The sequence below is a fragment of the Halomonas sp. V046 genome, from assembly GCF_052645355.1.
Map to the genome: position 1 here is coordinate 94,420 of NZ_JBQXYF010000003.1, position 14,302 is coordinate 108,721.

Consider the following 14,302-nt stretch of genomic DNA (forward strand, 5'->3'; position numbering starts at 1 on the left):
TTACTCGACCACTCGATCAATCGTGAGCGCGACAGGATCCTCGTCGGCGCCGCCGACTGCAACCCCTGTCAGCTCACCGACCAGATCGCCGGACTGAGCTCTGGCCTGACCCGACGGCGATACTCGAGCCACCAGGCGCACCTCATCGACATTCTTGAGACTGGTCATGGGTGACATGGCATCGCCTTCATCGAGCGTCACGGTGGCCGGCAGATCGGCCAGACGCAGTTGCTGGATAGCCAGTGGTGGCAGTTGTCCGGCACTGTCCCGTGCCACCAGGAACACCGTCGTCTGCGGGCCAAAGCCCTCGCCGAGCCCCGTCGCCAGGGACAAGGTCACCGCCACCGTGGCGCCTCCAGAGGCGGCCTGGGGTTCCTGCTGGGCGGCCAGGCGGCGCTGGGCCACGTCGATGCCTTGGCGCATCGCTTCGGCTACCCCGGGGGGCAGGTCGGTGGCCAGCGCCCGGCGCCAGTTGTCGATGGCGCCCTCGAAGTCACCGGCCTCGAAGGCGTCGATGCCGAGCATGCCCATCACGGTGGGCTCGTTGGGGTTGGCGGCCAGCACCTCGTCGACCAACGCCTGGATAGCCGGGGTGATCTCGCGCCCGCTCATGAAGTACTCGAGCTGCGCCTGCTCCGCCAGCCACCAGGGCTTGCGGCCATCGAGCTCGATCAGCCGAAGGATCGTGGCATGGGCCTGCTCGATGCGTCCGGCGTCACGATACAGCGGATACAGGGTACGCCACACCTGGGGGTTGTCGGGCTGCGCCTCGGCCTGGGCCTCGAGGCTTGCGACCAGCTTCGCCGGCGAGCCCGCGGGGTCCTGGCGCACCTGCTCGATGGCCTGATACAGCACCAGGTCGCCCTCGGCGCCTTCCAGCCGATACCACACCACGCTGGCCACCAGGACCGCCACCAGCACCAGCGGCACGGCAACCTTGCCGGCCCCGGCGGGCTTGAGCGGCGAACGCTTGAGGTGGGCGGTATCGTCGAGCAGGCTGCGCTGCAACTCCCGCAGGTCCTCGTCGAAGCGCGCCGCGTCGATATCGCCGCGGGACTTGGCCGCCTCCAGGGAAGCGACCCGGCGCTGATAGATGGCAACGTTCTGCGCCTCGGCGTCGTCGTTTTCCTCGACCTGGCGTAAGGCGGCCTCGACCCGGGCGGCGCGCCTCAAGGGCAGCATCAGCAGCCAGGCCGCGGGTAACAGCAACAGGGCGAAAGCAAGCCAGAGCAGGGTCATTCGGATCTCTCGCGGTTGATCAGCGCGTCGACGCGCGCCTGTTCCTCGGCGGACAACCCGCCCACCTGGGCGCGCCGACGGGAGCGAATCAATAGCCACAGGCTCAGGGCACCGACTACCACCAGCGCACCTGGTAGCCCCCAGAGCAGCACGGTGCGCCCTTCCAGGCGCGGATTGTAAAGCACATAGTCGCCGAAGCGCTGGACCATGAAATCGACGATTTCCTTGTCCGAGCGTCCGCCCTGAAGCTGCTCATAGACGCGCTCGCGCATGTCGGCGGCGATCGGCGAATTGGAGTCGCCGATCGCCTGGTTCTCGCATTTCGGGCAGCGCAGCGTCGCCGTCAGGTCCTGATAGCGTCGCTCGGTGACGGGGTCGTTGAACGGACGAACCTCGATGGCCTCGGCCAGCGCCTGGGCCGTCACCCACAGCATCGCCACGGCCACGAGTGACGCAAGAAAGGCAGGTCTCAGCGCCATTTTTCCACCTCCGGCAGGATCACCTCGGTAACGTCTTCGGGCGTGATATAGCCGGTGTGGTGATAGCGAATCACCCCCTCGGCATCGACCAGGAAGGTCTCGGGCGCGCCATACACGCCGAGATCGAAGCCCAGGCTACCTTCAGGGTCGAACAGATTGAATTCAAAGGGATTGCCGAACTGGCGCAGGAAGGAAAGCCCCTTGTCTCGCTGGTCCTTGTAGTCGACGCCGATCAGACGCACGCCCTGATCGGCAAGCGACAGCAACTGCGGCATTTCCTGCTTGCAGGTGGGGCACCATTCGCCCCAGACGTTGACCAGGGTGACGTCCCCTAAGAGCACGCTTTCATCGATCTGCGCCTCGGGGTCCGAGAGGGTCGACAGCGTAAACGACGGGAAGTCCCGGGCCATCAGCGCCGACTCGCGCTCGAACGGATTGATCGACAGTCCCTTGAACAGAAAGATGCCGAGCCCGATAAACAGTGCCAGCGGCACCAACAGCACCACACGACGATTCATGCTCGCACCTCCTGAGTGCCCGCCGAACCGGTGGTGGCGCCCACCCGGGCCTTGGCCCGACTGCGATAGCGCCGGTCGATCACCGCCGTCAGGCCGCCGGCGGCCATCAGCAAGGCGCCAAGCCATAGCCAGCGCACGAAGGGCTTGATCTGGATCCGTAGCGCCCAGCTACCGTCGCCCAGGTCCTCGCCCATGGCGACGTAAAGATCATGCAACAGGCCAGGGCGCAGGGCGACCTGGGTCATCGGCATGCCGCGCGCCACATAGAGGCGTTTTTCCGGCGTCATCACAAAACTCGCCGCCGCTTGATCGGGCCCGCCACGGCGCACCTCGATGGTCGCGGCATCGGACAGGTAATTGGGCCCCTGACGCTCGGCAAGCCCGGTCATGGTGAAGCCGATGCCGGCGACCTCGACGCTATCGCCCACCGCCATGCGCACGTTGCGCTCCACCGAGTAGTTCGAGACCAGCGCCACACCGACGATGGTCACCGCGATCCCCAGATGCCCCAGCACCATGCCCCAGTAGGATGGCGTCAACTTCTTGAGCGCCGCCAGGCGCGAGGCGCCTCGCGAGGTCTTGGCCCACAGATCGCGTGCCAGCGATAGCACCAGCCATAGCGCGATCACCAGACCGAGTGACGCCTGCAGGTTCCACTCACCGGTATAGACCAGTGGCGCCAGGGCCCCGAGCACCAAGGCCCCCAGCCCACACAGCCACAGCCGCGAGACCAGTTCACGCCCGCCCATGCGCTTCCAGCGCGCCGAGGGGCCGAGCCCCATAAACAGGCAAAGAACCGCGGTAAGGGGGACGAACAGCGCGTTGAAGTACGGCGGGCCAACGCTGATCTTGCCCAGGCCCAGGGCATCCAGCAGCAGCGGATAGACCGTGCCGAGCAGCACCGTGACGGTCATCACCACCAGCAAGATGTTGTTGACCAGCAGCAGCGCATCGCGTGATAGCCAGGTAAAGCCGCCGGGCTCGCTGACCCGCGGCGCACGCAGGGCAAACACCAACAGTGACAGACCCACGGTAATCCCCAGCAGCGCCAGGATGAACATCCCCCGCGAGGGGTCATTGGCGAAGGCATGGACCGAGGTCAGCACGCCCGAGCGCACCAGGAACGTGCCCATCAGCGACAGCGAGAAGGTGACGATGGCGAGCAGCACCGTCCAGCTCTTGAAGGTGCCACGCTTCTCGGTCACCGCCAGGGAGTGAATCAACGCCGTGCCGGCCAGCCACGGCAGCAGCGACGCATTCTCGACCGGATCCCAGAACCACCAGCCGCCCCAGCCAAGCTCGTAGTAGGCCCACCAGCTGCCGAGGGCGATGCCCACGGTCAGGAAGGCCCAGGCGATATTGGTCCAGGGCCTGGCCCAACGGGTCCAGGCAGCGTCCAGGCGTCCACCGAGCAACGCCGCGATGGCGAAGGCGAACACCACACTGAAGCCCACATAGCCCATGTACAGCATCGGCGGATGGATGATCAGGCCGATATCCTGCAGCAGCGGATTCAGGTCGGCACCGTCGGCGGGGATATTCGGCAGGCTACGCTCGAAGGGGTTGGAGGTGATCAACACGAACGCCAGGAAGCCGACGCTGACCAGGCCCATGATGCCGAGCACCCTTGCCACCATGTCCTGGGGCAGCTCGCGGGAGAAGCAGCCCACGGCGAAGGTCCAAGCGGCGAGAATCAGGCTCCACAGCAGCACGGATCCCTCGTGGTTGCCCCACACGGCGCTGAATTTGTAGTACCAGGGCAGCAACGAATTGGCGTTGTTGGCGACGTTGACGACGCTGAAATCGTCGAGCATGTAGCTCGCCGTCAAGCAGCCATAGGCAACCAGCAGAAACGCCATCTGGCCGGCGGCCATGGGCCGCGCATAGGCCATCCACAGCGGACGCCGCGTGGCGGCGCCGGCCAGCGGCATCACCGCCTGCACCGTGGCCATCAGCAACGCAATGATCAGCGCATAGTGGCCGATTTCGGGAATCATCTGGATCAGCATGGTGTCACCTCGACCGAGAAGGGGCTCACGGGGATCCGTCCATCCCGGCATCCTTGTAATCGGCCGGCGAATAGCCCGCCTCTTTCAACGCGTCGGCCACCTCCGGCGGCATGTAGTTCTCATCGTGCTTGGCCAGCACCTTGTCGGCACGAATCCAGCCATCCGCGGTCAACTGGCCGACCACCACGACGCCCTGCCCCTCGCGAAACAGGTCGGGCAGGATCCCGCTGTAGCGCACTTCCACGTCATCGACATAGTCGGTGACCACGAAGGACACATCCAGGCTGTCGCTGTCGCGCGCCACCGTGCCTTCCTTGACCATGCCTCCGGCGCGAAGCTGGCGCTCGATAGGGGCATCGCCGGCGGCGATCTGGACCGGGCTGAAGAACAGGTTGATGTTGCTGCGCAGCGCATAGAGCGTCAGCCCTACGGCCAGGCCACACAAGGCGACCAGACCAAGCACCAGCAGTAGACGATTACGACGTTTAGCCCTCATGGCTAGCCTCCGAGGGAGTGGATGCGGCCACAGCACCGCGTCTGAGCCGTCGGCGCAAGGTGCGCCGCACCGTGCGGCTCTCGCCGCGAACCACTATCACGCATACCACCAGCAGCCCCAGGGTCACCCCCCAGGCACTCCACACGTAGGGGCCGTGACTGCCCATGGCCAGGAAGTCGGCCAGCGAATCGAAAGCCATCAGCGCGTTTCCTCGAACAGTTCCTGGACCCAGCGTTTGCTGCCCTCACGGCGCAGGATCTCGCTGCGTGTGCGGGTCAGGGTAAAGGCGACAAAAAAGGCATAGAACCCCACGACCATGATCAGCAGCGGCAGCCACATTTCGGCCGGCATCGCTGGACGCTCGGTGAGAGTGAAGGTGGCGGACTGATGCAGCGTGTACCACCAGTCCACCGAGTACTTGATGATCGGGATGTTGATCAACCCGACCATGGCCAGCACCGAGGCCGCCTTGGCCCCGCTATCACGCCGGGCGAAGGACGCACGCAGCAACATCACCCCGCCATACAGAAACAGCAGGATCAGCATCGACGTCAACCGCGCGTCCCACTGCCACCAGGTACCCCAGGTCGGCTTGCCCCACACCGAGCCCGACAGCAGCGCAATAAAGGTCATGGCCGCACCCAGCGGGGCCATCATCGCGCCGGCCATGTCGGCAACCTTGATCTTCCAGACCATGAACACAAACCCCGACACCGCCATGGCCATGAAGATCGACTGGGCCAGGAAGGCCGCCGGTACGTGGACGTAGATGATGCGAAAGCTGTTGCCCTGCTGGTAGTCCACCGGAGCGAAGGCCAGCCCCCAGACACTGCCGACGACGATCAGAATCGCCGCTGCCGCCCAGCACCAGGGCGAGAAACGGGCGGCGATGGCGTAAAACCAGCGCGGCGACCCGAGTTTATGAAAGAAGGCCCACATCCGACATACCTCTGTTAACCGTGAAGACTGATGCGCAGCGATGCCGCGATAGCCAGCGGCGCCAGCATCAGCGCCACCGCCAGAAAAGCGCCCAGAATCGCCAGGTGGGCGAGCCAGGGCCCACCCACGATAGCCGCCTGAATAGCCCCGGTGCCGAAGATCAGCACCGGCATGAACAGCGGCAAGACCAGTAGTGACATCAGCATGCCGCCGCGAGCGAGCCCCACCGTCAAGGCCGCGCCGATGGCCCCCACGAGGCTGATGCAGGCGCTACCCAGAGCAAGTGACGCCATCAGCGTCAGGTAGCTGCCCTCGGGCAAGGCCAGCATCAGCCCCAGCAGCGGCGCCATCAGGGCCAGCGGAAGACCGGTGGTCAGCCAGTGAACGGCGACCTTGGCCAGCACCAGAAGCGCCAATGGCTGGGGAGCCAGCAGCAGCTGCTCGAGGGTGCCGTCATCGAAGTCGGCGCGAAACAGGCCGTCCAGCGACAGCAACGCAGAGAGCAATGCCGCGACCCACACCACGCCGGGAGCGATCATCGCCAGCCGCTCAGGCTCCGGCGAGATGCCGAGCGGGAACAGGGTGATGACCATGGCGAAGAACACCAGCGGCGTCAGCACATCGCCGAGGCGCCGCCCGACGCCAAGCAGGTCACGGGTCAGCATCGCCGCCAGCGCCCGACCGAGGCCGTCGCCGGACGACTCTCTGACAGCGATCGATGGCAAAGGATCCGTGCCACGCCCCGGGGCTTCGACCGACGCCGATTCAGCCAAGGGGGACTGCGGTGACGGGTCCGCGACCACGGAAACCTTGCGACGACTCAAGCGGCCACCTCCTGAAGACCCACGTTAGCCCCCAGACGCAACCGTCTGAGACCGGGAATATCGGTCAACGGATGGTGGGTGGTCACCAGCACGGCACCGCCGCGACGCGCATGATCGGCCAGCTGAGCCTCGAGGGTCGCCACGCCGTCGACATCGATGGCGGTGAACGGCTCATCCAGCACCCACAGCGGCCGCGGCGTCAGCGACAGACGCGCCAAGGCCACACGACGGCGCTGGCCGGCCGACAATTGGGCGGTGGGAAGCTCCTCGAAGCCGGCCAGGCCGACCCGAGCCAGGGCCGCAAAACACGCCGCGACATCGACCGCATCGCCGCCCATGGCCTGATACCAGCGCAGGTTCTCGAGCGCACTCAAGTGGGCCTTGACCCCCGGGGAATGACCGAGATACAGCAGATTGGAGAACAGCTCCGCGCGAACCCGGGACAGCGGCCTGCCGCCCCACAACACCTCGCCTTCCACGTCGCCGATCTGACCACACAGGATCTTCAGAAGCGTGGTCTTGCCGCTGCCGTTGGGGCCTTCCACCCGCAGCACTTCGCCGCCACGCAGCTCGAGCTCCAGACCGCGAAACAACCAGCGGCCATCGCGTTCGCAGGCCAGATTTCGGGCGTGTAGACAAAGGCTCAAGAGGCGCTCCACAGGCGGGTAAAATACGCACAAACTTTACACGGATTGCCATAGCGGAGCCAGCCGCCACGGGCGGCAAGGGGTCGCATGGGCATAGCAAAGAAGGAGCGCGTTGATCCATGACACTTGCGCGTTTGAAAGGCGCTGCTATTCTTTGCTCACTACTGTACGTATCGACAGGTTTTTGCCGCCAGCTTTGACCCGCAGGGGAGACCAAGCGCCATGACCAAGGCTACATTGCAGTTTCTGGAACGCCTGCCCAACGTGCCGATCGCCGAGAGCTGGGTCGCGATCGAGGGCGCAGGCAACAACGCGGAAGGCCGATCAGGCACCGACGCCGAAGACGGGCTATGCGAAGAGCTATGCGACGGGCTATGCGACGGGCCATGCCATGGTGACGTGGCGTCTCTGGTGGAGATTCCCTTGCTGGGCAAGGTTTCTGCCGGCATGCCCATCGAGGCCTTCGTCGACAACGCCACCATCCATGTGCCGTCGCGCATGGTCAGACGCAATACCTATGCTCTTCAGGTATGCGGCAACTCCATGATCGATTGCAATATCTTCGATGGCGATGTGATCATTATCGAACGCCAGGAAAGCGCCGAGAATGGCGAAACCGCGGTCGTGATGATCAATGACCAGGAGGTCACCCTGAAAAAACTGTACATCGAGAAAAGCGGCGTGCGCCTGCAACCCGCCAACGAAAGCATGGCGCCGATCTACCTGAAAAACAGCGATATCCGGGTTCTCGGCCTGGTCATGGGCGTGGCCCGCCAGGCCGAAATGGCCGCCTGATGCGCTATCCGGTCCCCGCGCTGGACGCAGGCGCCTGGTTCGAAGCCGAGATCGAGGTCGAACGCAGCCGTTTCATCGCCTGGCTCGCTCATGCCCCCGACATCGCGGCCTTCGACGCCCTGCTGGCCGAGGCCCGACGCCGGCATCCCAATGCCAGCCATCATTGCAGTGCCTTTATTGCCGGCGCTCCCGGCGAGCAGACGGCGATTGGCTTCTCCGATGATGGCGAGCCCGGAGGCACCGCCGGACGCCCCATGTTCCAGGCGTTGACCGGCGACGGCATCGGCCAGGTCGGCGCCGTGGTGACGCGCTACTTTGGCGGCACCAAGCTCGGCACCGGAGGGCTCGCCAGGGCCTACGCCCAGGCCGTGATCGCCGCCCTCGGCGACGTCCCCCGGCGCGAGATCACCGAGCGCCACCGGGTCAGCGTAAGCCTCGAGTTCGCCGGCGAAGCCGAGGCGCGTGACTGGTGCCAGCACCACGATGTGCTGATCGAGGGCGCCGACTACAGCGCCGACGGGGTGACGCTGACGCTGGGCTGGCCAAGCGACATGGCCGTCGATGTCAGTGAGCTCAGCTCCCGGCTGCGGGGACGCCTGAGCCTGGACGAACGCGACTAGCCTCGAGTCACCCGACGGCTCAACCGGGCACCCGGCGACCCTCACCGCTCAATCCGGCCGTCGATGACCCATGAAGGACCTGGCGCTGCGACCAGCCTGAGGGAAACCCTGCCCCTGACCGTCGAGCGCCGCTGTCCATCGAACGCGCAGGCCACCGCCCCCCTGTTCGGCGCGCCCTAAGGTTCACCGGCGAGCCTTCGCCGAGACGCAGCGACCGGTGTCTGCGCTACCCCGGCGGGGTTCCCGGCTAGCGCTTGCCGCGCGCCCTCTGCCACGGCCTCCGGCACGGTCTCGCTCGCCGCCTCGGTGCCGATATAGCGAGCGCGTTTTTCCGGCTTGAGGCGTGCCACGTCCACCACCACCAGGCCATCGATGCAGTAGCCGAACCCGGTATCGACGCCGAAGGCCTTGAACGTCGTGCCACCGGGCTCGGTGACTTCCACGTACTGCTTGTAGAGCGCCGGCACGCTGGCCCCCATGGCCTGAAGCGCAAGCTTCAAGCGCTGAAAATCGTCTCGTACATCCTCCCCCCCGAACAGACGCTCCCCCTCGAGGCGTCCGGCCAGGCTGAGCTGACACGGGGCTCTCGGGCGAATGCCACTGTCGCCGTCACCGTGATAGTGGCGGTAGTAGCCGACCAGCAGCTCCTTGGCCAGGGGCGGCATGTGATTGGGAATGGTCACCGGTCCGAACAGCCAGCGCACCTCGGGGTGGGCACACAGATAGGCGCCGAGACCGGCCCACAGATAATCGAGACTGCGTCGCCCCCAGTAGCGCGGCTGAACGAAGCTGCGCCCGAGCTCCAACCCGTGCCGCCATCGCTCCCAGGGAGCGTCATCGAGATGGAAGATCGTCGCACTGTAGAGCCCCTCCAGCCCTCGCTCATCGAGAATCCGCCCCACCTCAGCGAGGCGATAGGCACCGGCGATCTCCAGATCTCTATCGTCCCACAGCACCAGATGCCGATAGGTCTCGTCATACTCATCGAGATCCCGACGCTTGCCCGTGCCTTCGCCTACCCGCCGAAAGGCAATCTCGCGCAAGCGACCGATTTCGCGCATAACGGCGGAGTCCAGACGGTACTCGAACAGCAGAATCTGCTTGCCGTCGGCGGTCGTGCCGAGCCGTTCGGCGCCGGCAAGCTCCTCGCGCAGGCGCTGGCGGCTTTCGGGATGGGCGATGCCGGCCTCGGCGACGAACACCCCTTTGCGACCACGCCCTAGACGATAGACATGCTTGCGCAGCAGTTTCAGCTTGGCCTGGGTGGATAGGTCATCGCGATCGAAACGTGCCAGCGGAATCTCGCCCCCCACCCGCAGCGCGATCTGGCGCCCACGCTGACGGAACATCTCGCTTGGCAGCAACAGCGTGCCAAGGGCCTCTGAGAGCGACGCCAGGCTATAGAACGGCGATGAGTTCCGGCCACCGACATGGATCGGCACGATGGGCGAGTTGGTGCGCCGGGCGGCATGCAGAAAGCCCGACCGCCAGTCGCCATCACGGATACCGGTTGGCCGGGCCCGGGACACTTCACCGGCAGGGAAGACGATCACCGCCTGCTCGTCGTCCAGGGCATCGACGATGCCCTGGAGGCTCTTGCGAAACCCCCTGCGCGACAGGTTGTCCACCGGCAGCAGCAGTGGTGCCAAGGGCGCGATCTGCATCAACAGGTCATTGGCGACGATCTTCACGTCCGGGCGCACGTCCGCCACCATCCGCACCAGGGCCAGGCCGTCCAGCGCCCCGAGCGGATGATTGGCCACGATGACGACGCGCCCAGCCACCGGAATGTTGTCGCGCTCCCGGGACGACAGGGTATAGCCGAAGCTTAAGCGCTCGAGGACCCGGTCGATGAACTCGAGCCCCCCCAGGCGGCGATGGCGCAGCACAAAATCGTTGATATCCTGCTCGCGCACCAGGCGCTTGAGCCCCGCCACCAGCAGGCGACGGCACCAGGCCGGCCAGCGCTGGGTCCTCGGCGCCTTGGCCGTCAACGCCCCTTCGATGTCGATCATGGCTCTGCCCCTTCGCTTGGCGATACGCTCAGACTAGGGGCGACAAATGACAGTTGAGTGGCGGCCTTGCCGACACGTTGTCGCAGGACCCTCGGCGCGAGATCAGGCACAAACGACAACGGCGCCCCAAAGGGACGCCGCTGTGGCACGTGCTTCGCTGACAGCCTGGCGGTGCACTGATCGCGACGGCGCAAGTGCCGGTCGCCGAGCGCTACGGCCGGGCCGCTACCCCAGGTACTTGATCATCACGCCAGCCGCCACCGCCGAGCCGATGACGCCGGCCACATTGGGCCCCATGGCATGCATCAGCAGGAAATTGTGCGGATTGGACTCGAGCCCGACCTTGTTCGATACCCGCGCCGCCATGGGCACCGCCGAGACACCGGCGGAGCCGATCAACGGATTGATCGGGTTCTTGCTGATCGCGTTGAGCAGCTTCGCCATCAGAATGCCGCAGGCGGTACCGATGGCGAAGGCGACCATGCCCAGGCCGAGGATGCCGAGGGTTTCCACCGCCAGGAAGCGATCGGCGACCAGCTTCGAGCCCACCGAGAGCCCGAGGAAGATGGTCACGATATTGATCAGCGCATTCTGCGAGGTGTCCGACAAGCGCTCGACCACGCCGCATTCGCGCATCAGGTTGCCGAAGCAGAACATGCCGAGCAGCGGCGCGGCATCGGGCAGAAACAGCACCACCAGGATCAATAACGCCAGGGGGAAGACAATCTTCTCGAGCTTCGACACCGGGCGCAGCTGCGTCATGGCGATCTCGCGCTCTTTCTGCGAGGTCAGCGCACGCATGATCGGCGGCTGTATCAATGGGACCAACGCCATGTAGGAGTACGAGGCCACCGCGATCGCACCCAGCAGCTCCGGGGCGAGAATGCTCGAGACGTAAATCGACGTCGGACCGTCGGCGCCACCGATGATACCGATGGCGGCGGCCTGGTTGAGGCTGAAATCCATCCAGCCCATGGCCGTCATCCCTACCGCCCCGAGCAGGGTGGCGAAGATACCGAACTGCGCCGCCGCACCCAGGAACAGGGTCCGTGGGTTGGCCAACAGCGGGCCGAAATCGGTCATCGCCCCCACGCCCATGAAGATCACCAGGGGCGCGATACCGGAGGCGATCGCGACGCTGTAAAACTGATAGAGCATGCCATGGGCGAAGCCCGAATCCATGGCCACGTCATTGGCTGAGCGAATCAGCGCCGGCGAAACGTCACCGTGCAGCATCTCGGAAAGCGCATGACGCCAGGCATCGATATCGCCACCGGAAGGCAGCGCCAGCCCCAGGGCGTCGGCCATCTGCTGCAACAGCTCCGGGCGGCCGAGGTGGGCCGCCTGTTCGGCGGCCGACAGCGCCAACCCGGCCTCGGGGATGTTGGCCAGGATACCGCCGAAGCCGATCGGCACCAGCAACAGCGGCTCGAACTTCTTGGCGATGGCGAGCCACAGCAGCAGCAGCCCGACGACTAGCATGACGGCCTGACCGAGGCTCAGGTTATACAGCCCGGAGCCGTACCAGAGTGTGAGAATCTTCTCCATGATACGTCCTTAGAGCACGATCAGTGTGTCGCCCACGGACACACTGTCGCCTTCTGCTACCTTGACCTCGGAAACGGTGCCGCCCTGGGAGGCGCGGATCTCTGTCTCCATCTTCATGGCCTCGAGAATGACCACCACATCACCTTCGGCAACGCTGTCGCCGGGCCTGACGTTGACCTTGAAGATATTGCCGGCCAGCGGCGCATCGATGCGTTCTCCGCTGGACGCGGCGGGGGCCGGTGCCGGTGCGGAACTCGCCTGCGTCGCGGTACCCTGCTGCTGAACCTCGGTGATATCACCGCCCTCGGCGACCTCGACCACGTAGGCGACACCATTGACCGTGATGGTATAGGTCTCGGGGCCGGCCGCTGTCGCCGTGTCGGCAGATGCCGCGACCGTGGGGGCCGTTTCAGCGCTCGGGGCCGGCTCGAAGGCGTCCGGGTTATCGCGATTCTTCAAGAACTTGAGCCCGATCTGCGGAAACAGGGCGTAGGTCAGGACGTCGTCGATATGACGCTTTCCTTCGGCCAGGCGAATGCCATCGTCCTTGGCCTTGGCATCCAACTCCTCGGTCAGACGCTCGACTTCCGGCGACAGGCGATCCGCGGGGCGCTCGGTGATCGGCTCGCCACCGTCCAGCACGCGGGTCTGAAGCTCCTCGTTGAAGGCCGCGGGTGCCGCCCCATACTCGCCCTTGAGCAGCGCCTGAACCTCCTTGGAGATCGACTTGTAGCGCTCGCCCATCATCACGTTCATCACCGCCTGGGTGCCGACGATCTGCGAGGTCGGTGTCACCAGGGGGATATAGCCGAGGTCTTCACGCACCCGCGGAATCTCGGACAGCACATCGTCCAGCTTGTCACCGGCGCCCTGCTCCTTGAGCTGGCCTTCCATGTTGGTCAGCATGCCGCCGGGGACCTGGGCCACGAGAATGCGCGAGTCGATGCCCTTGAGCGAGCCCTCGAAGGCGGCGTACTTCTTGCGCACCTCGCGGAAGTAGGCGGCGATGTCTTCCAGCCGCTCGAGATCGAGCCCGGTATCACGTTCGGTGCCCTTGAGCATCGCGACCAGCGATTCCGTGGGGCTGTGGCCGTAGGTCATCGACATCGAGGAGATCGCGGTATCGACGTTGTCGACGCCTGCCTCGGCGGCCTTGAGCGCGGTGGCGGTGGACATGCCGGTGGTGGCATGACAGTGCAGGTGAATCGGCACGTCCAGCGCCGCCTTGAGCTTGGTCACGAGCTCGAAGGCATCATAGGGCGTCAGCAGGCCGGCCATGTCTTTGATCGCCAATGAGTCGGCGCCCATGGCGGCGATCTTCTTGGCCAGGTCGACCCAGCTATCGAGCGTATGGACGGGGCTCTTGGTGTAGGAAATGGTACCCTGCGCATGTCCGTCGCTGGCCTTGACCGCCTTGATCGCACGCTCGAGGTTGCGTGGATCGTTCATCGCATCGAAGACGCGAAACACATCGACGCCATTGGTCTTGGCCCGCTCGACGAAGCGATCGACCACGTCATCGGCGTAATGGCGATAGCCAAGCAGGTTCTGGCCGCGCAGCAGCATCTGCTGCGGGGTGTTGGGCATGGCCTCTTTCAACGCCCGTATCCGCTCCCACGGATCTTCGCCGAGATAGCGGATACAGGCGTCAAAGGTAGCGCCGCCCCAGGATTCCAGCGACCAGAACCCGATCTGATCGAGCTTCTCGGCGATGGGCAGCATGTCGTCGATGCGCATGCGGGTGGCGAACAGCGACTGATGGGCGTCGCGTAGAACGACATCGGTGATGCCTAGCGGGCGTGCGGTTTCGCTCATTGTCGATTCCTTGTCATTGTGAGAGTCAGGGAGGCTGCCGAACGGTCAGCGACGATGGTTTTGGCGATAGCGATGCACCGCTGCGCCAAGCACGGCCATCAGCGTCTCGTCCTGGGCGGGGCCGACAACGGGGCCGCGGCGCGAAGCCGCAATGGGGGCCACCGGCTCGGGAAAGTAGCGGCCGATGATCCGTGACATCAGGGTCGTCGTGACCACCAGCACCGTAAGAAAAACAAAAACAAAGCCCATGCCGAGGGCCATCAAGCCGAGTCCTTCGTTGAGCAGCGAAGTCTCTTGCATACGAGTTTCTCCTTGTTATTACGCCGACTTTGACTCAATTTTGACCGATCAAGCGGCA

Annotated in this window: 15 protein-coding genes; 2 read left to right on the top strand and 13 right to left on the bottom strand. The window is 65.1% G+C overall.

All coding sequences use genetic code 11. The features are described from left to right. The 9 genes from ccmI to ccmA all read right to left on the bottom strand — a co-directional run bounded on the left by ccmI (window position 1) and on the right by ccmA (window position 7,151). Complete coding sequence (gene ccmI / locus ACUN9Y_RS04805) at window positions 1-1,239, bottom strand: c-type cytochrome biogenesis protein CcmI (protein ID WP_445459551.1); 1,239 nt, start codon at window positions 1,237-1,239, stop codon at window positions 1-3. Beyond that, entirely contained in the window at window positions 1,236-1,718 is a 483-nt protein-coding gene (locus tag ACUN9Y_RS04810) for a cytochrome c-type biogenesis protein (RefSeq protein ID WP_445459552.1), read from the bottom strand. Before ACUN9Y_RS04810 ends, ccmI begins: the two co-directional genes overlap by 4 nt. Further along, the gene (locus ACUN9Y_RS04815; RefSeq protein ID WP_445459553.1) at window positions 1,709-2,236 is read right to left on the bottom strand and encodes a DsbE family thiol:disulfide interchange protein; all 528 of its coding nucleotides are present in this window, start codon (window positions 2,234-2,236) and stop codon (window positions 1,709-1,711) included. The genes ACUN9Y_RS04810 and ACUN9Y_RS04815 overlap by 10 nt, the downstream gene beginning before the upstream one ends. After that, window positions 2,233-4,245 carry a heme lyase CcmF/NrfE family subunit gene (locus ACUN9Y_RS04820; protein ID WP_445459554.1) on the bottom strand — a complete coding sequence of 671 codons (2,013 nt, stop codon included), beginning with the start codon at window positions 4,243-4,245 and terminating at the stop codon, window positions 2,233-2,235. The genes ACUN9Y_RS04815 and ACUN9Y_RS04820 overlap by 4 nt, the downstream gene beginning before the upstream one ends. Before the next feature lie 25 nt (window positions 4,246-4,270). Then, the gene (gene ccmE, locus ACUN9Y_RS04825) at window positions 4,271-4,741 is read right to left on the bottom strand and encodes a cytochrome c maturation protein CcmE (protein WP_445459555.1); all 471 of its coding nucleotides are present in this window, start codon (window positions 4,739-4,741) and stop codon (window positions 4,271-4,273) included. Further along, on the bottom strand, window positions 4,731-4,940 hold the full coding sequence (gene ccmD / locus ACUN9Y_RS04830; RefSeq protein WP_445459556.1) for a heme exporter protein CcmD: 210 nt from the start codon (window positions 4,938-4,940) through the stop codon (window positions 4,731-4,733). The genes ccmE and ccmD overlap by 11 nt, the downstream gene beginning before the upstream one ends. Next, window positions 4,940-5,680, bottom strand: a complete 741-nt coding sequence (locus ACUN9Y_RS04835; protein WP_445459557.1) for a heme ABC transporter permease — start codon at window positions 5,678-5,680, stop codon at window positions 4,940-4,942. The genes ccmD and ACUN9Y_RS04835 overlap by 1 nt, the downstream gene beginning before the upstream one ends. 14 nt (window positions 5,681-5,694) lie before the next feature. Then, window positions 5,695-6,345, bottom strand: coding sequence for a heme exporter protein CcmB (gene ccmB / locus ACUN9Y_RS04840; protein ID WP_445459785.1), 651 nt, complete (start codon window positions 6,343-6,345; stop codon window positions 5,695-5,697). 155 nt (window positions 6,346-6,500) lie between these two features. Continuing rightward, on the bottom strand, window positions 6,501-7,151 hold the full coding sequence (ccmA, locus tag ACUN9Y_RS04845) for a cytochrome c biogenesis heme-transporting ATPase CcmA (RefSeq protein ID WP_445459558.1): 651 nt from the start codon (window positions 7,149-7,151) through the stop codon (window positions 6,501-6,503). Window positions 7,152-7,373: 222 nt separating this feature from the next. Between ccmA and lexA the strand changes: the two genes are divergently transcribed. After that, a complete protein-coding gene (gene lexA, locus ACUN9Y_RS04850) occupies window positions 7,374-7,946 on the top strand; it encodes a transcriptional repressor LexA (RefSeq protein WP_445459559.1) in 573 nt (190 codons plus the stop codon). Then, entirely contained in the window at window positions 7,946-8,566 is a 621-nt protein-coding gene (locus ACUN9Y_RS04855; protein ID WP_445459560.1) for an IMPACT family protein, read from the top strand. Before lexA ends, ACUN9Y_RS04855 begins: the two co-directional genes overlap by 1 nt. Before the next feature lie 176 nt (window positions 8,567-8,742). Here ACUN9Y_RS04855 and ACUN9Y_RS04860 read toward each other — a convergent pair whose 3' ends face one another. The 4 genes from ACUN9Y_RS04860 to ACUN9Y_RS04875 all read right to left on the bottom strand — a co-directional run bounded on the left by ACUN9Y_RS04860 (window position 8,743) and on the right by ACUN9Y_RS04875 (window position 14,244). Beyond that, window positions 8,743-10,581, bottom strand: a complete 1,839-nt coding sequence (locus tag ACUN9Y_RS04860; protein WP_445459561.1) for a lysophospholipid acyltransferase family protein — start codon at window positions 10,579-10,581, stop codon at window positions 8,743-8,745. 225 nt (window positions 10,582-10,806) lie between these two features. Then, window positions 10,807-12,129, bottom strand: a complete 1,323-nt coding sequence (locus ACUN9Y_RS04865; RefSeq protein ID WP_445459562.1) for a sodium ion-translocating decarboxylase subunit beta — start codon at window positions 12,127-12,129, stop codon at window positions 10,807-10,809. A 9-nt stretch (window positions 12,130-12,138) separates the two neighbouring features. Continuing rightward, entirely contained in the window at window positions 12,139-13,944 is a 1,806-nt protein-coding gene (gene oadA, locus ACUN9Y_RS04870) for a sodium-extruding oxaloacetate decarboxylase subunit alpha (protein ID WP_445459563.1), read from the bottom strand. Between the two features lie 45 nt (window positions 13,945-13,989). Next, a complete protein-coding gene (locus ACUN9Y_RS04875; RefSeq protein ID WP_445459564.1) occupies window positions 13,990-14,244 on the bottom strand; it encodes an OadG family protein in 255 nt (84 codons plus the stop codon). Window positions 14,245-14,302 lie beyond the last annotated feature (58 nt).

What these genes read in the sequence shown, in the direction of transcription:
- ACUN9Y_RS04815 (WP_445459553.1), bottom strand. Translation starts at nt 2,236, where the DNA reads ATGAATCGTCGTGTGGTGCTGTTGGTGCCGCTGGCACTGTTTATCGGG.
- lexA (WP_445459559.1), top strand. Translation starts at nt 7,374, where the DNA reads ATGACCAAGGCTACATTGCAGTTTCTGGAACGCCTGCCCAACGTGCCG.
- ACUN9Y_RS04855 (WP_445459560.1), top strand. Translation starts at nt 7,946, where the DNA reads ATGCGCTATCCGGTCCCCGCGCTGGACGCAGGCGCCTGGTTCGAAGCC.
- ACUN9Y_RS04875 (WP_445459564.1), bottom strand. Translation starts at nt 14,244, where the DNA reads ATGCAAGAGACTTCGCTGCTCAACGAAGGACTCGGCTTGATGGCCCTC.
- oadA (WP_445459563.1), bottom strand. Translation starts at nt 13,944, where the DNA reads ATGAGCGAAACCGCACGCCCGCTAGGCATCACCGATGTCGTTCTACGC.
- ACUN9Y_RS04865 (WP_445459562.1), bottom strand. Translation starts at nt 12,129, where the DNA reads ATGGAGAAGATTCTCACACTCTGGTACGGCTCCGGGCTGTATAACCTG.
- ACUN9Y_RS04835 (WP_445459557.1), bottom strand. Translation starts at nt 5,680, where the DNA reads ATGTGGGCCTTCTTTCATAAACTCGGGTCGCCGCGCTGGTTTTACGCC.
- ccmE (WP_445459555.1), bottom strand. Translation starts at nt 4,741, where the DNA reads ATGAGGGCTAAACGTCGTAATCGTCTACTGCTGGTGCTTGGTCTGGTC.
- ccmD (WP_445459556.1), bottom strand. Translation starts at nt 4,940, where the DNA reads ATGGCTTTCGATTCGCTGGCCGACTTCCTGGCCATGGGCAGTCACGGC.
- ACUN9Y_RS04810 (WP_445459552.1), bottom strand. Translation starts at nt 1,718, where the DNA reads ATGGCGCTGAGACCTGCCTTTCTTGCGTCACTCGTGGCCGTGGCGATG.
- ccmB (WP_445459785.1), bottom strand. Translation starts at nt 6,345, where the DNA reads ATGCTGACCCGTGACCTGCTTGGCGTCGGGCGGCGCCTCGGCGATGTG.
- ACUN9Y_RS04820 (WP_445459554.1), bottom strand. Translation starts at nt 4,245, where the DNA reads ATGCTGATCCAGATGATTCCCGAAATCGGCCACTATGCGCTGATCATT.
- ccmI (WP_445459551.1), bottom strand. Translation starts at nt 1,239, where the DNA reads ATGACCCTGCTCTGGCTTGCTTTCGCCCTGTTGCTGTTACCCGCGGCC.
- ACUN9Y_RS04860 (WP_445459561.1), bottom strand. Translation starts at nt 10,581, where the DNA reads ATGATCGACATCGAAGGGGCGTTGACGGCCAAGGCGCCGAGGACCCAG.